Below are 14,399 nucleotides of genomic sequence, written 5' to 3'. Positions count from 1 at the left end.
TTTCCCCGTGTTGCATTTATTGTTGTGTTGTTAAACCATCGACCACCACGTGGGGCAGCCCTTGTGAACAGCGTTCGACGCGTCCGCGCACGCCGTAGACCGTTGCCAAATTGGCCGGTGAAACCACCGCGCCCGGCTCGCCGCTTGCTATCAGCGCGCCGTTTTTGAGCATCACCGCGTAGTGAGCGTGACGCAGAGCGATGTTGATATCGTGGACGACGACCACGGTGACGATATTGCGTAACCGGGTTTCACGGGCGACGATATCCATCACGTGGAATTGGTAGTTCAAATCGAGGGCACTCAACGGCTCATCGAGCAGCAGCAGTTCCGGCTGGCGAATAAGCGACTGTGCCAGGCCAATGAGCTGCTTCTGCCCCCCGGAAAGCTCCTCGAGGTAGTGCATCGCCAGATGGGCGACGCCGAGCTTTTCGAGGATCGCGTAGGCCTCGGCTTCAGAGTTACCGGTGCTATTGCCGCTGGCGCGGCGCGCCACGATTACCGACTCCAGCGCATGCAGATGCACCCCCGCCGGCAGCGACTGCGGCAGGTAGACCACCTTTTGCGCCCGCGCCGCCGTTGGCAGCGCCATCAGCTCTTCACCGTTGAGACAAATGGAACCCTGTGCTGGATTAAGACTGGCGAGGGCGCGCAAAAGCGTTGATTTGCCGCAGCCGTTTGGCCCCAGCAGCGTGGTGATTTTCCCGCGTGGTAGCGTGGGGATAGTGAGGCCGTCGATGACCTTTTTCTGGCGATACCCGCTACGCAGATCGCTCACGGCTAAACCGTCCATTACAGCGTCCCCCGGTGGCGAATAATAATGCTTAGGAAAAAGGGCACGCCGACCAATGAGGTGACAATGCCGACCGGAATAATCACCCCGGGCACGATATTTTTCGATACGACCGAGGCCAGCGACAGCACCAGCGCGCCAATCAGCATGCTTCCCGGCAGATAAAAACGGTGATCTTCGCCAAACATCATGCGCGAGATATGCGGCGCGACCAGGCCGATAAACCCGATGGGGCCAACAAAGGCGACGGTCAGCGCGGAAATAATGCTGATGCGCAGCAGCGAGGCGAGGCGCAGCTGGCGCACGTTAATGCCAAAACTAATGGCCCGGTCTTCCCCCAGACGCAGCGCGGTGAGCTTCCACGCGTTTTTAAGCGACAACGGCACAATAATCACCAGCGCCACTGCGAGAACCGCCAGCTTGTCCCACGAGGCGCGCGCGAGGCTGCCCATGGTCCAGAACACCAGCCCCTGTAGCGTGTCTTCGCTGGCGACGAACTGCAAAATGGAGATCAGCGCATTGAAGGTGAAGACCAGCGCGATACCAAACAGCACCACGCCGGAGGTGGCGACCTGTGTCCAGCGGCTGATGCCGTCGAGAATAAAACAGGCTAACAGTGCAAAAACGAAGGCGTTGACCGAGATAAACCATTGTTCCGGTACGCCGGGGATGCCCAACCCCAAAATGATGGCGAGCGCGGCGCCAAACGAGGCGGCGGAGGAAACGCCTAGGGTAAACGGGCTCGCCAGCGGGTTATTGAGGATGGTCTGCATTTCCGCTCCGGCAAGGCCCAGCGCTAGGCCGACCATAATCGCCATCAGCGCGAAGGGCAGGCGTAACTCCCAGACGATCACCCGAATACCGGCGTCGGCAGCATCGGCATGAAACAGCGTTTGCCAGAGCGTATGCACTGAAATGCCCGCAGGGCCGAGGGTAAAATCAAGCAACAGTGAGCAGAGAATGCACAGCAGGACAACGCCGGCGAGCAGGTAACGTTGCAAGATGACACGACGATAGCGGCGGGCAATCGCCAGCGCGTCTGGCTCAACGCTTGCGGTAAGGCTGGAATTCATTGGATAACCTTATGGAACACGGCAAAGTCAAAAGACCTCCCACCCGTCCATTGGCGAAAACTGCAGGATATCCAATATCCTGGAGAGAGCTGGCGACAATATAAAAAGTGATAATGCTTATCAATTCAAGATTGAAACTATTAGCGTTCCATTGATTGATTGTTTAAGTGAGCAGGGCTGGTAGCGGACGAGTGGGTCATTGCCAGCCTCATGTTGCACAAATGTGATCATGCCCGCTAACCCGATTTAATGCCGGATTTGTCCTGTCTTATGTCATCTCTGTCCGTTGCTTCAAAACCGCATCCGGCTTGTTATGAGCCATGCGGATTTTTCGAGTGCTACTGCCTGGAGGATGTGAGAAATGAGCCATCAGATTACCCTTCGTTTTGAAGACGGTGTAACGCAGCAGATAGACTGCCGTGCCGATGAGTCGGTTGCCAGCGCCGCGCTGCGTGCCAAAGTTGCGATACCGCTCGATTGCCGCGATGGGGTATGCGGCACCTGTAAAGCCACCTGTCGTTCAGGGGATTATCAGCTTGGTGACTATGTGGATGAGGCGCTATCGCCACAAGAGGCCGGAGCGGGCCGCGTACTCACCTGTCAGATGCACCCATCTAGCGACTGCGTGGTGGATATCAATGCTGCGTCAAACGGCGTTAGTGTGCGTGACTTCCATGGTCGCATCACCGTCAGTCGGGCGCTGTCACCGACGACGCTTACCTTCTCCATTGCGCTCAATGAGCGCGATGCCCTGACCTTCCTGCCGGGGCAGTATGTCAACGTGCAGGTGCCGGGTAGTGAACAGACCCGCTCTTATTCATTTAGCTCGGGCCCTTCTTCAACCGAGGTGACGTTTGTGGTGCGCAACGTCGCGCAGGGGCTGATGTCTGGCTATTTAAGTCAGCAGGCCAAAGCGGGCGATGCCATCTCATTTCGTGGTCCGATGGGCCGCTTTTACTTACGCCCGCTGGAAAGACCTGCGTTATTTCTGGCCGGCGGCACCGGCCTTGCGCCGTTTTTGTCGATGCTGGAAAACCTCGCCGTAACTGGAGAAACCACGCATCCGATCCAGCTTATTTTTGGTGTGACCCGCGAGGAAGATATCGTGGCGCTGGACAAGTTAGAGGACTACGCGCGTCGGTTGCCGAATTTCCGCTATCTGTGCACCGTGGCTGACCCGCAAAGCCAATACCCACATAAGGGCTACGTCACTCAACATATTGACTCTGCGAATCTTAACGGCGGCGATGTCGATATTTACCTTTGCGGCCCGCCGCCGATGGTCTATGCGGTGAGTGACTATCTGCAAGCGCAAGGGCTGACGCCGCGCAACTTTTACTATGAAAAATTCGCGGGCAGCAGCGTGGCGACGACCAATGAGGCGCATCCGGCGCTAGCCGACATCGACGACGCCTTTGATTTGCGTCTGGCGCTGGAATTGGGCGCGGTACAACTGACCATGGGGCGGCTTTCCGGCGAACAGTTGACCATCTTCAGACGGTTGGCGGAGGCCACGGCAACGCATGTCTCCGGGCGGCGATTTGTTGACGTCACGCGCTACGCCGAGGCCAACCACGCTTTCCATCTGTTTTTGATTGAGGCCACTAAAAACGCCCAGTTGATTGCGCTCTACAGCAAGCTGGCGGTGCAGGAATACATCAGCCGTGCGCTAACGGCGAGCGTGGAAATCGTCGGGGATATCGTCCAACAGCATCGGGATCTGGTAGCGGCGTTTGAATACGGCGATCTCAACGCCGCCCGGGACGTTCTTGTGCGGCACGCCCAGCACTCGCGGACCACCATGAGCCGGGCGCTGGCGCTGCGAACGATACCCGCCGATGCTTGCGCGGTTGTTCCGCCGGCCGATAGTGCAGTCCTTGTCAACGAGGAGGCGGATATTTCGCGCTGCCCGTTCCACGCCATGCAGTCCGCGCTGCCACCGTATTCCCATGAACTGAACTGGCCGCCGGGATTGGAACCGTTCAAAGTGGTGGATGACGGTTCGCAGGGCGATCCGTACGAACATTACCGATGGATGCGAGAACATGCGCCGGTGCTGCGCTGCCAGTCGGCGACCTCCGACGTCTGGTTTCTCTCGCGCTACGACGACGTCTACCAAGCTATTCGTAATCCGAAGCTGTTTTCGTCTGAGGTAGTCAGCCCGCCGCCGCTCACCTTCTTGACGCTGTTTGATGCACCGGGGCATACCCGTTTGCGTAAAGTAGCGCAACCGTCGTTTATGCCGCTATCGTTGGACCCGTTTACGGCGCAAATTGAACAGCGCGCCGAAGCGCTGCTCGACAGCATGTTGGCGAGAGGCGGTGGCGATGTAGTGGAAGATTTTGCGATCCCGCTGAGTATCGCCACCATTTCGACGATGATTGACGTGCCCAATGAAGACGAAGAGAAGATGAAGTTCTGGTCGGACGAAACCTTCAGTTACTTTGGCCGTTTAGCGCGCAACGCCCCCGGCACCGGTACCGACGAGCAGAGCGCGATGGCGTTTTTTGCCTACCTGAAAGAGGCGATGGAGCGACTTTATCTTAGCAATAGCCAGTCTATCGGCGGCCATATCGCTCGCATGTGGAAACAAGGGTTACTGTCGGAAAAAGAGGCTAAAGAGCTGTGCGCCTTTGTGTTTATCGCCGGGCACGACACCACCACCATTTTGGTTGCCAACGCGTTTCGCATGTTTGCCGAACAGCCGACGCTGGTGGCGCGCATCCGGCACAATATCGACGACGCCGACAACTTTGTCGAGGAGGTGGCTCGCTATCGCGGCACCGTGCAGCGAGTAAGCCGCATTACCACCGAACAAACCACCGTGGCGGGCGTGACTATCCCAAAAGGGGCGATGGTGCGCCTGCTGCTATCGGCGGCGAACCGCGATAGTCGCAAGTTTGCCAACGGCGAAACCTTTGATATCGACCGTGATACTCATGGGCATCTTGGCTTTGGCAACGGCATGCACAAGTGCTTGGGCCAGCCGCTGGCTAAGCTGGAAACGCTGATCGCCACAAAGCTGGTGGCCCGCAAGGTGGCTGAGATTAGCCTCGACTTGACGCGGCCCATTGAATACGTCCGCGGCAACAACCTGACCAACTCCGGCCCGCAGCACCTGTATGTCAACATGACCCGACGGATGGATTAACGAGAAAGCACCAGGCGGCCCTGCTCCTGCAGACGGTATTCAGTAGGGCGCAGCCCGGTTTGCTTACGGAAAAAACGGCCAAAATAGGCCTCATCGCGAAAGCCCAACTCGCGGGCAATCTGCTTGATGCTATAAGACGAGTAGCCTAACAGCCGCTTGGCTTCGTGGATGGCGCGCCTGTCGATGGCTTCGATAGCCGAGATGCCAAAAGCTTCACGGCAGAGGCGGGTGAGTTGGCCTGCGGAAATTCCCATCGCCGCGGCGTAGCTCGCTACCGGCTGACGCGTGCGACAGCGGTCGTCGAGGAGAGTGCGGAAGCGTTCAACGCGTGCAACGGTAGCGGCGCGCGCCGGGTTTTCCGCCCGCTGAACTTTTTCACTAAGCCGCGCAACCTGCACCAGCAGGGCGATGGTTAACGCCAGCCCGGCGGTGTACTGCCAGCGTTCTGGATGCTCGGCCTCGCGACCGATGGCGTCAAACAGTGCAGTGAGCGAGGAGGTGGAATGTTCGGGGGGAGCGATAGGCAGCACCGCGGGCGTGCGCACCACCGTCAGAAGATCGGGCGCGGCGGTCATCGCCACCGACTCAATCGCAGATTGCGCTGTGGTGACAACGTGACCGTCCACGTCATGGCGAAAGCGAAAACCGTGCACTGAGCGCGCGGGGATCACTAGCAGGCAAGGGGCGCTGAACCGCCAGACCTGACCGTCAATTGAGGTTTCACCGCCACCGTGGGTGATATACAGCAGTTGAATCAACGCATCGTGGAAGTGCGGCTCGATGTCAAAACCAAAGCGGCTGGCGCGTGAAGGAATGCGCTCGTGATGCACGATATCGACGGTGGATTGCGCGGCCTCTGCGCCGTAAAGCGCGTAGTTAGGCAGCGCCCGACGCCCGTTGACGTTAGCAGGCATGATGCCGGTTTTGTCCGGTCTGATGACACAGCATAGTGGCACAACCTCCAAAGAGAATGAGCCTGAATTCGGCGATAAAAAACGCGGTGAGGCAAGGGGCAATTGTTCATCTTGTGACATCGACAAGGCTTAGCGTGTGGCACTTCTTTATTGCCACGTGGGCGTAAAATTCGAGCCAGCACACACTTTGCGACAATTGTCGAAAAGTGCAGGTTTTGGTTGGAAAGTGGCCTTCTTTTTCCTCCGCTAGCTGTGAAAAATGCATGAGTAACGTTTTTTAAACATAAATAAAACAATAAAGATCATTCATCTGCGAGGTACCCTATGGCTGTAGAACTTCCCGCCCGCGAGTGCGATGTGCTGGTGATTGGCAGTGGTGTCGGCGGCCTGTCCGCTGCGGTAACGGCCGGTCTGAATGGGCTTGATGTGCAGATCCTCGAAAAAGAGCCGGTCTTCGGCGGCACGACTGCATTCTCAGGCGGCGTGTTGTGGATCCCGGACAACCATCTGGCACGCCAGCAGGGAATTGAGGACAGCCAGAGCGCCGCGCGCACCTATCTACAAAGCGAGGCGGGCGAGAGTTTTCGTCCTGACCTGGTTGATGCTTTTTTGCAACACGGCCCGGAGATGCTGCGCTTTTTCGAAGATAACACCCGCTTTCGCTGCAACCTGTATCAGTATCCCGATTACCATCCGGATGCGCCCGGCGGCGTGATGCGCGGCCGCTCGGTTGTGCCAGAAGCGTTTGATATTCGCGAACTGGGCGACGCCATGTCACGGCTGCGCAAACCGCTGCGCACCATCACCTTTATGGGCATGATGTTCAGCTCATCCAACAACGACCTGAAGCACTTTTTCAACGCCACCCGGTCATTGAAATCTTTTACCTACGTGGTCAAGCGGCTGAGTCGTCATCTGCTGGAGATTGCGCGCTACGGCCGTGGCATCACCGCCAACGGCGGCAACGCGGTGGTAGCGAGGCTGGCGTGCTCGGCGCGGGATCTCGGTATTCCCATTCACACCGGCGTGGCGGCGAAAGATCTGCTGGTTGAGCAGGGCGCGGTGCGCGGTGTGATTGCCGAGGTCAACGGCGAACGGGTCAAACTGTACGCCAGACGCGGCGTGGTGCTGGCCTCTGGCGGTTTTGCCCGCGACGATGCGCGATTAAAGAAACTCTATCCCCACGTTCGTCGCGGCGGCAGCCAACTGTCGCCAACGCCGCCGGGCGTGGATACCGGGGATGGCATCGCCATGGCTGAGCGTATCGGTGCCCGCTTTGACGACAGCTACCCTCATGGTGCGGCGTGGATCCCTGCGTCGAAGGTGCAGATTGGCCGCAAGGAGTACGTCTTCCCGCACTTGGTCGATCGCTACAAACCCGGCTTTATTATGGTTAACAGCCACGGAGTCCGCTTTTGCAACGAAGCTGATTCCTATCACGATGTGGGCATCGCCATGATTGAAACCTGCCGTGAAGATGCTGAAACCTTCGCTTGGCAGATTTGTGACCACCGTGCGCTGCGCCAATACGGTATGGGTTTTGCCAAACCAGCACCGATCCCGGTGTCGGTGTATTTGAAAAACGGCTATTTGGTGACCGGAAAAACCCTCTTGGAGCTGGCGCAGAAAATGGCACTTTCTCCTAGTGCGCTGGCGCGCACCGTTGAGGAATACAACGCCGATGCCCGACTGGGAAAAGATTCGCGCTTTGGGCGCGGCAAATCTGCTTACAACCGCTATCTCGGTGATGGCAATCATCAACCTAACCCCTGCGTGGCACCGATTGAACAGGGGCCGTTTTACGCGGTGAAGATGTTTATGGGCGATCTTGGCACCTTCCACGGTCTGAAAACCGATGGCGAAGCCCGGGTACTTGACCATCAGGGGTTGCCAATCCCTGGCCTGTTTGCCGCCGGTAACGAGATGGCTAGCATTATGGGCGGCAGCTATCCGGGCGCGGGGATAACCCTCGGCCCGGCGGCGACCTTCGGCTATATCGCCGCCCGCAGCATGGCGGCTCGTGGGGAAACCGAAATCTCGCCGCAACGCGCAGCATCATGAATCAGGAGAACAGCATGTCGACACTTTTTAGTCCGTTACAGATGGGGCCGCTGACGCTGGCTAACCGCATTGTTGTGCCGCCGATGTCGCAATATTCTGCGGCGGCTGATGGCATCGCCACTCCCTGGCATGCCCAGCATATCGGCGGTTTGGCAATTTCCGGCGCGGGCATGGTGATTTGTGAAGCCCATGGCGTGACGCCAGATGGCCGTATCACCCCGCACTGCTTGGGTCTGTGGAATCGCGAACAGGCGCAGGCGCTGCAAAAGCTGCTCGCCGATATTCGCACCTACAGCAACACGCCGGTCGGCGTGCAGCTTAATCATGCGGGGCGAAAAGCCGGCACCAACGCGCCGTGGCGTCATCAGGGCGCATCTTTGGACGATAATGACGGTGGATGGCCGACGGTTGCGCCGTCGGCTGTGGCCTATAAACCCGGCTGGCGAGTGCCGCAGGCGCTGGACGAAGCCGGGATGGCGCGAATCATCGACGGCTTTGTGGCGGCAGCCGAACGGGCGCTTGCTGCGGGCGTTGATTTTGTCGAGCTGCATGCGGCCAACGGCTATCTGCTCAACCAGTTCCTGTCGCCGCTAAGCAACCAGCGTGACGATGAATACGGCAGCAGCCCGCAAAACCGTATGCGTTTCCCACTGCGAGTGGCGCGCGCTCTACGCGACGCATGGCCGAAAAGCCGGGCGCTGGGCGTGCGCTTTAACGGCGGGGAATTTGCCGAAGGCGGACTGGCGCTGGAAGAGGCGGTGCAGTTTGCCCGCGAGCTACATGCCATGGGCTACGACTACCTGCACGTTTCCGGTGGCTATAACATCTATAACCAAACGCCACCCGCCGATCGGCCAGGTTACATGGTCCCGTTCGCGCAGGCGGTGAAAGAGGCGCTACCGGAGGCTGTGGTCATTACCGTTGGGCTAATTTATGAAGCGGCACAGGCCGAGGCAATTGTGCAAACCAAACGGGCGGATCTGGTCGCCATTGGGCGCGGAATGCTCGATGACCCGAACTGGCCGATTCACGCAGCCATTGCGCTTGGTGAAAAGGCCCCATGGCCGCAGCCCTACGATCGTTTTGGTCCGCTGGGCTGGCCGACGCATCAACTGCAGGAGGCCAAATAATGACGCTACCGATTGTCGATCATCGGATTTACACCATTCGGCTACGCAAAATGAACGAATTTATTGAGGTGTTTCAGCGACTGGCAATGCCGGTGCTTATCGACACGCTCGGCAACCCGCTGGGTTTTTACACCAGCTTCGTTGGGCCGCAGAACCAGTTCGTGCATCTCTGGGGCTATGAAAGCCTCGATGAGTACGAACGGCGTAGCCGCTTACGCGATGTTCACCCGGATTTTGCCGCCTATCTTAAAGCCTCAGAGCCGTATATTGTGGCCCAAGAGACCCGGCTGATTCGCGCGACCTCGATGCGCTGAACCTGTGCCGCCCCGGCAAGCGCTGCCGGGGAGTGTCCAACCCAAACGGAGACACCATGAATCTGGCCAATAGCATCCCGGTATTCAAACTCTACGGCGAAAGCTGGCACTGGCCGACGCCCGACCTGTTGCACTGCGAGTCGATTCACAGCCGCAGTAGCCTCTACGACTGGCGTATTCGCGCCCATCAGCATAGCGATCTGGTGCAAGTTCTCTATCTCCAGCAGGGGCAGGGCGATATTGAAATAGAGGGTGTCAGCCAGCCGTTTATGAAGCCGTGCGTGCAGATTATTCCCGCGCTATGCGTACACGGATTTCGCTTCTCGCCGGACACCAACGGCTTTTCACTGTCGCTCGCCGCACCGCTTGTCGCCCAGTTTGAACAGCAGTTCGGCCGCGCAGTACAGGTGCTGAACCGGCCCGCCCGTATCGGGGTTGGCGACGCGAAGGCGCAGCTTAACGCGCTGTTTCAGACGTTGCAGCAGGAGTATCTGGCGGATAACGAGGTGCGAAATATGATGCTGCATTCGCAGCTTAGCGCACTGATGGTGTGGCTTAACCGCCAGGCCGCGCCACAGGTGCAGGTTAGCGATAAGGTCGAACGCAAGCGCAGCGCTGTGCGCCGTTTTAACCAACTGGTGGAAAACCACTATCGCGAGCACTTCCCACTTGCGCGCTATGCCAGTTTGATAGGCATGTCCGGCGTGCATCTCAACACCCTGTGCCGTGAGTTTCATGGCTGCAGCGCGTTGGGGGTGCTGCATCAGCGATTATTGTTGGAAGCCAAACGCAGCCTGCTATATACCAGCATGACCGTCAGCCAAATTTCCGACTATCTCGGTTTTAGCGACGCCACCTATTTTTCCCGTTTCTTTCGGCGTGCCACCGGCTTGTCGCCGCGTGATTTTCGCGATAGGCCCAGCGAAATAGGCTGTGAACCTGCCCAAGCGCTGTCGCACACTGGGCAGGAGAGCTGATTAGCGGGTGAAGCCCGGTCGTGGCAGTTTCCCCATCAGCATGGTGGGCAGACCGCCGTCCACCCCCAGCTCCGCGCCGTTGATATAGCCTGACTTATCGCTTAACAAGAACAGTACCGCGTTGGCAATATCCTCCGGCTTGCCGATGCGCTGGCTGGCGGTAAACGCCTCGCGGCTTTCGCGCACGCCGGGTTGGGCGTAATAGTCGGCAGTGAGTGCGGTTTCAATCATCCCAGGCGCCACCAAATTACTGCGAATGCCATCCTGACCCCATTCCACTGCAATCTGCTGTGACAGCAGGCCAACCGCTGCTTTACCCGGGCTGTATGCGCCGCTCCACGGCTGCGGAATACGCCCGGAGATAGAGCCAATGTGCACAATGCTGCCACGTTTGGCTCGACGCATATCGTGGGCAAACTCACGGGCGCACAGCAGATAACCGGTGAGATTGACGTTAAGCTGAGTTTGCCACTGCTCGACGCTAATCTCCGCAAGCCCCGCTGGACGCAAAATACCGGCGGCGTTGACCAGCCCGTAGCAATCGCCAAGCCGCGTGCGAACGCTCTGCGCCGCTTCCTTAATTTGTGCCTCGCAGGCCACGTCACAGGCCACCGCCAGTCGTCGCCCGGGATAGTGCGAAAGCTTCTCGCCCAACGCCTCGCAGCCCTGTGGGTTACGGTCGAGTAGGGCCACATCGGCACCTTGCGCAGCCAGCGCTGTGGCGATAGCTTCGCCAATGCCGCTTGCCGCACCGGTGACGGCGAAGACCTGTCCCGTCAGCCCCAGCCAGTCGTTATGTTGATCTGATTGCGTCATGGTTTTCCTCTTATTATTTGTGTACAGAAAGCTCCTGCATTGTCGGGTGAGGAAGGGGCAAAAGGAATGCACGAACGAAAACCAGACGGGCACTTTTTGATGCGATTGGCGCAGAGGCGCTTTATTCTCTAACCTATTCATTCTTTGATAAAAGACGAAACAGAGGCCCGATATGGATAATGCTGCCGCCCGCGAGATACTGCCGCTCTACCAGCGTCACGCCGACGCGTTTGCCCGTCTACGCTCACGCTCGCTCTTTGAAAAAACGTGGCTCGATAAATTTATGGCCGCCATGCCGCCGTCCGGGCGGGTTTTGGATATTGGCTGCGGTAACGGTCAGCCAATCGCGGAATACCTTATTCAGCAGGGCGTGGAATTGACCGGGGTCGATGGGGCCGAGGCGATGCTGGCCCGCGCGCGTAGTCGTTTTCCCGCGCAGCGCTGGTTGCAGCATGACATGCGCACGCTGGCACTGGGTGAAACCTTTGATGGTCTGATTGCCTGGGACAGCTTTTTCCATCTTACGCAGGACGACCAACGGCAGATGTTTCCCATATTCGCTCGTCACAGCCGTCCTGGCAGTGTGTTGATGTTCACCAGCGGCACCGGTGACGGCGTCGCGATGGGGCAGTTCGAGGGTGAGCCGCTGTTTCACGCCAGCCTCGCGCCGGATGAATATCGAGCCAAGCTTACGGAAATAGGCTTTGCGGTGCTGGAAATGAAAATGGAAGATCCGGACTGCGGTGGGCACACTATCTGGCTGGCAAAACGGGTTTAGCGCTAACAGGCGCTATGTTGGAAATAGCGCTTTAAATATCCTCTTTATATTTACTATCTATTACCAATATTTCGTGAATTAAAAGTATACAATCTCAAAAATAATAAATAGAGGGACTATCCCCCATGAAATGATAATCCGGAAGTTTTGTTTCCGCTTGCGCGGAAAATAATGTGAGGTGGGTTTTGTTTTTGCCCTCTGAATATCGTTTTTGGGATTTTATTGCGCCAGAACAAATTATCGATTAGATGAGCCTGTATGGTAGCCGGCCAAATTAATGACGGTTTACCTTAAAACGATGAAACGCATTTTGTTACTTTTAGCACTCTTTTCTGCCCCTGCTTGGGCACTGGACTTTTCTTCTACGATCTTACGTTTAAACTGCCCATCGCGCGGCTTGGTGCAAATCACGCTGCACGTTTATGGTCACGTCTCTGAGCTGTGGAAAGGCAATTATGAAGTCGGTGGCGGACACCGTTCGCATAATGGCGTGGACTTGGTGAAATTCACCAACGGCGACCAGTTTATTCATAATTCAAATAGCAATGAGTTTATGTTTCGCTATGCGGGAAAAAAGGCGCTGCAGCATTGTCATAAGCTGTCAGAAAACCGTCTCACGGTTCAGACTTTGCCTTACCACCATTAGCCATTCACCGAGCCAAGATTATCCTGAACCCAGTCGATAAAGGCTTTTTTGGGCAGCGGTTTGCTAAACAGCCAGCCCTGCCCATAGCGTACGCCGTGGGCCACCAGCCACTCGCGCTGGTTATCCCACTCAATACCTTCGGCAACCGTTGATAAATTGAGCGATTTCGCAATCTCGATGATATGACCGATGACGTGATTAGATTCGAGCGTATCAACAAAGGATTTATCGATTTTTAGCGTATCGACTTCAAGATCCTGAAGATAGCTGAGGCTGGAATACCCGACGCCAAAATCGTCGATATATACCGCATGACCCAGTTCGCGATAGGCCTGAAGTACGGGACCCGCCGTATCGGGACAGGCTACGCAGCGTTCGGTTAATTCAATAGCAATCTGCTTCGTTGACAGTTGCCAGTGCTGAATCTGCTGATGAATCAACAACGGAAGCGTGGGGGAGTGAAGATCGGCCGCCGCGATATTAATCGAAATATACAAATCCGGATGCTGCTTCAGCCAGCGCCCCATATCGTCAAAAACATGGCGAACAATGTATTCCGTCAACGGGCTTATCACCTCGGCTTGCTCGGCGAGGGGGATAAAAATATCCGGCGATAACCAGCGGCCATCCGGCTGCTGCCAACGAACCAGCGCCTCAGCACCAACCACACGACCGCTGTTCAGCGCCACGATGGGCTGGTAGTGCACGGTAAACTCCCCATCCTTAATGGCATCAAGGATGCGGTAGTGGGAGGATTGCAGTCGGCGCACCATACGCAGCGTAATGAAGGTGGCAAGCGCGCTTATCACCAGACCAACCGGCAGCCAGAACAGTAACTGACGGAGCATGCTGGCATTGAGATGTTTTTTCGGCGACCAGATTAATAGGATGGCGCCAACCGTTGGCAACAGTTGTTGCTGATAGACGATACCGTTAACCTCAAGCGTCGGCTGGTAGGCCCGTAACGTGTTTTGCCAGATATTGGGGTCTAGCGGATGGGTGCTGGCGATCACGTGATGGCTGCGGATGTTGATGAGCGCGGCATAGATCGGGTACGACGGGTTCGGGAGCACATCGATAAGCGCATCAGGTGAGACCACCGCCATATATTTCCCTCTGCTGATGGCTATTTTATTGTTGTCGGTATCGAGGTCATGACGGGTGGTTAACCATACGTGGTAGCCCGCAGGCGTGGAAAATTCCGAGCCGGGCACTTTTTCCGCCAGCGCATTACTGAGCAGGTTGCAGGGGCTACCGCTGTCATTGAGATAAAAAATGCGCTGAATGTACTGATGAACATATGACACTTTCTGAATATGCTGCAGATGCTCAGGGCTGCAGAGAGCGCCACGAAAGCGGTTGGCCTGTTCGAGGGCGATGTGGGTCTGCTCTTTAACTTGGTTGGTACGTGCCACAACCTGCTCGGCATAACCGTCCATTTCCTGCTGAAATAGTTCGTGTGCCTGGCGATGCGCGAGCCAGAGGCTCAAAATAATGGGTAAAAAAATAGAGACTGTCAGCACGCACGTGATGTGTTTGACCGGACGCTGCGTGGGCATCGAAAATCCTTAACGATCGAGCGGTGAATGGGCGGGGTAATCAAGGCGGGAATTATATAGCCAGCAAACCACCTCGGCTATATCAATATAAAGAATGTTCCTATTATCAGATTTTTCAAACTATGAGTGGGTAGATAATCACCTCTTGAGGATTATCTAGGTGGAAGACTCGGTGGCGCAACCTTAA

The 14,399-nt window shown here is 56.8% G+C and carries 12 protein-coding genes and 1 pseudogene; 8 read left to right on the top strand and 5 right to left on the bottom strand.

Annotation, left to right across the window (positions count from 1 at the left end; translation table 11 throughout):
* Positions 1-16 precede the first annotated feature (16 nt).
* Complete coding sequence (locus tag AB4K05_RS19410; RefSeq protein ID WP_368481509.1) at positions 17-793, bottom strand: ABC transporter ATP-binding protein; 777 nt, start codon at positions 791-793, stop codon at positions 17-19.
* Complete coding sequence (locus AB4K05_RS19405; protein ID WP_368481508.1) at positions 793-1,866, bottom strand: FecCD family ABC transporter permease; 1,074 nt, start codon at positions 1,864-1,866, stop codon at positions 793-795. Before AB4K05_RS19405 ends, AB4K05_RS19410 begins: the two co-directional genes overlap by 1 nt.
* Positions 1,867-2,227: 361 nt before the next feature.
* Here AB4K05_RS19405 and benC point away from each other — a divergent pair.
* Both benC and AB4K05_RS19395 read left to right on the top strand, forming a co-directional pair.
* Positions 2,228-3,217: pseudogene (gene benC / locus AB4K05_RS19400) on the top strand (benzoate 1,2-dioxygenase electron transfer component BenC); the annotation flags it as partial.
* Positions 3,218-3,229: 12 nt separating this feature from the next.
* Positions 3,230-5,017, top strand: coding sequence for a cytochrome P450 (locus AB4K05_RS19395; protein WP_368481621.1), 1,788 nt, complete (start codon positions 3,230-3,232; stop codon positions 5,015-5,017).
* Here AB4K05_RS19395 and AB4K05_RS19390 read toward each other — a convergent pair.
* Positions 5,014-5,931: a helix-turn-helix domain-containing protein gene (locus tag AB4K05_RS19390; RefSeq protein WP_368481507.1), complete on the bottom strand. Its 918-nt coding sequence runs from the start codon at positions 5,929-5,931 to the stop codon at positions 5,014-5,016. The genes AB4K05_RS19395 and AB4K05_RS19390 overlap by 4 nt on opposite strands.
* Before the next feature lie 324 nt (positions 5,932-6,255).
* Here AB4K05_RS19390 and AB4K05_RS19385 point away from each other — a divergent pair, with 324 nt between their 5' ends.
* From AB4K05_RS19385 to AB4K05_RS19370, 4 genes are read left to right on the top strand one after another with little or no spacing between them, the layout of a single operon-like run.
* Positions 6,256-7,992: an FAD-dependent oxidoreductase gene (locus AB4K05_RS19385; RefSeq protein ID WP_368481506.1), complete on the top strand. Its 1,737-nt coding sequence runs from the start codon at positions 6,256-6,258 to the stop codon at positions 7,990-7,992.
* 14 nt (positions 7,993-8,006) lie between these two features.
* Positions 8,007-9,122, top strand: coding sequence for an NADH:flavin oxidoreductase/NADH oxidase (locus AB4K05_RS19380; protein WP_368481505.1), 1,116 nt, complete (start codon positions 8,007-8,009; stop codon positions 9,120-9,122).
* On the top strand, positions 9,122-9,436 hold the full coding sequence (locus AB4K05_RS19375; RefSeq protein WP_368481504.1) for an NIPSNAP family protein: 315 nt from the start codon (positions 9,122-9,124) through the stop codon (positions 9,434-9,436). The genes AB4K05_RS19380 and AB4K05_RS19375 overlap by 1 nt, the downstream gene beginning before the upstream one ends.
* A 56-nt stretch (positions 9,437-9,492) precedes the next feature.
* Positions 9,493-10,413, top strand: coding sequence for a helix-turn-helix domain-containing protein (locus AB4K05_RS19370; RefSeq protein WP_368481503.1), 921 nt, complete (start codon positions 9,493-9,495; stop codon positions 10,411-10,413).
* On the opposite strand, the gene AB4K05_RS19365 is transcribed toward AB4K05_RS19370, so the two are convergent.
* The gene (locus tag AB4K05_RS19365) at positions 10,414-11,229 is read right to left on the bottom strand and encodes an SDR family NAD(P)-dependent oxidoreductase (protein ID WP_368481502.1); all 816 of its coding nucleotides are present in this window, start codon (positions 11,227-11,229) and stop codon (positions 10,414-10,416) included. It abuts the gene before it with no gap.
* A gap of 172 nt (positions 11,230-11,401) precedes the next feature.
* Between AB4K05_RS19365 and AB4K05_RS19360 the strand changes: the two genes are divergently transcribed.
* Together AB4K05_RS19360 and AB4K05_RS19355 are read left to right on the top strand one after the other, a co-directional pair.
* Positions 11,402-12,007 (top strand): class I SAM-dependent methyltransferase, encoded by a 606-nt coding sequence (locus AB4K05_RS19360; protein ID WP_368481501.1) that lies wholly within the window; start codon positions 11,402-11,404, stop codon positions 12,005-12,007.
* Between the two features lie 277 nt (positions 12,008-12,284).
* Entirely contained in the window at positions 12,285-12,653 is a 369-nt protein-coding gene (locus AB4K05_RS19355) for a hypothetical protein (protein WP_368481500.1), read from the top strand.
* On the opposite strand, the gene AB4K05_RS19350 is transcribed toward AB4K05_RS19355, so the two are convergent.
* Positions 12,650-14,212, bottom strand: coding sequence for an EAL domain-containing protein (locus tag AB4K05_RS19350; protein WP_368481499.1), 1,563 nt, complete (start codon positions 14,210-14,212; stop codon positions 12,650-12,652). The two genes, AB4K05_RS19355 and AB4K05_RS19350, sit on opposite strands and share 4 nt — an antisense overlap.
* Positions 14,213-14,399 lie beyond the last annotated feature (187 nt).

The organism is Kluyvera sp. STS39-E, from assembly GCF_040932435.1.
In the GTDB taxonomy this organism is placed as follows: Bacteria; Pseudomonadota; Gammaproteobacteria; order Enterobacterales; family Enterobacteriaceae; genus Kluyvera.
Note: the sequence above shows the minus strand (reverse complement) of the source record. Positions and strands in the feature narration are given on the sequence as shown.

Coding starts and splice junctions, on each gene's coding strand:
- AB4K05_RS19410 (WP_368481509.1), bottom strand. CDS start 793: ATGGACGGTTTAGCCGTGAGCGATCTGCGTAGCGGGTATCGCCAGAAA.
- AB4K05_RS19405 (WP_368481508.1), bottom strand. CDS start 1,866: ATGAATTCCAGCCTTACCGCAAGCGTTGAGCCAGACGCGCTGGCGATT.
- AB4K05_RS19390 (WP_368481507.1), bottom strand. CDS start 5,931: ATGCCTGCTAACGTCAACGGGCGTCGGGCGCTGCCTAACTACGCGCTT.
- AB4K05_RS19385 (WP_368481506.1), top strand. CDS start 6,256: ATGGCTGTAGAACTTCCCGCCCGCGAGTGCGATGTGCTGGTGATTGGC.
- AB4K05_RS19380 (WP_368481505.1), top strand. CDS start 8,007: ATGTCGACACTTTTTAGTCCGTTACAGATGGGGCCGCTGACGCTGGCT.
- AB4K05_RS19375 (WP_368481504.1), top strand. CDS start 9,122: ATGACGCTACCGATTGTCGATCATCGGATTTACACCATTCGGCTACGC.
- AB4K05_RS19370 (WP_368481503.1), top strand. CDS start 9,493: ATGAATCTGGCCAATAGCATCCCGGTATTCAAACTCTACGGCGAAAGC.
- AB4K05_RS19365 (WP_368481502.1), bottom strand. CDS start 11,229: ATGACGCAATCAGATCAACATAACGACTGGCTGGGGCTGACGGGACAG.
- AB4K05_RS19360 (WP_368481501.1), top strand. CDS start 11,402: ATGGATAATGCTGCCGCCCGCGAGATACTGCCGCTCTACCAGCGTCAC.
- AB4K05_RS19355 (WP_368481500.1), top strand. CDS start 12,285: ATGACGGTTTACCTTAAAACGATGAAACGCATTTTGTTACTTTTAGCA.
- AB4K05_RS19350 (WP_368481499.1), bottom strand. CDS start 14,212: ATGCCCACGCAGCGTCCGGTCAAACACATCACGTGCGTGCTGACAGTC.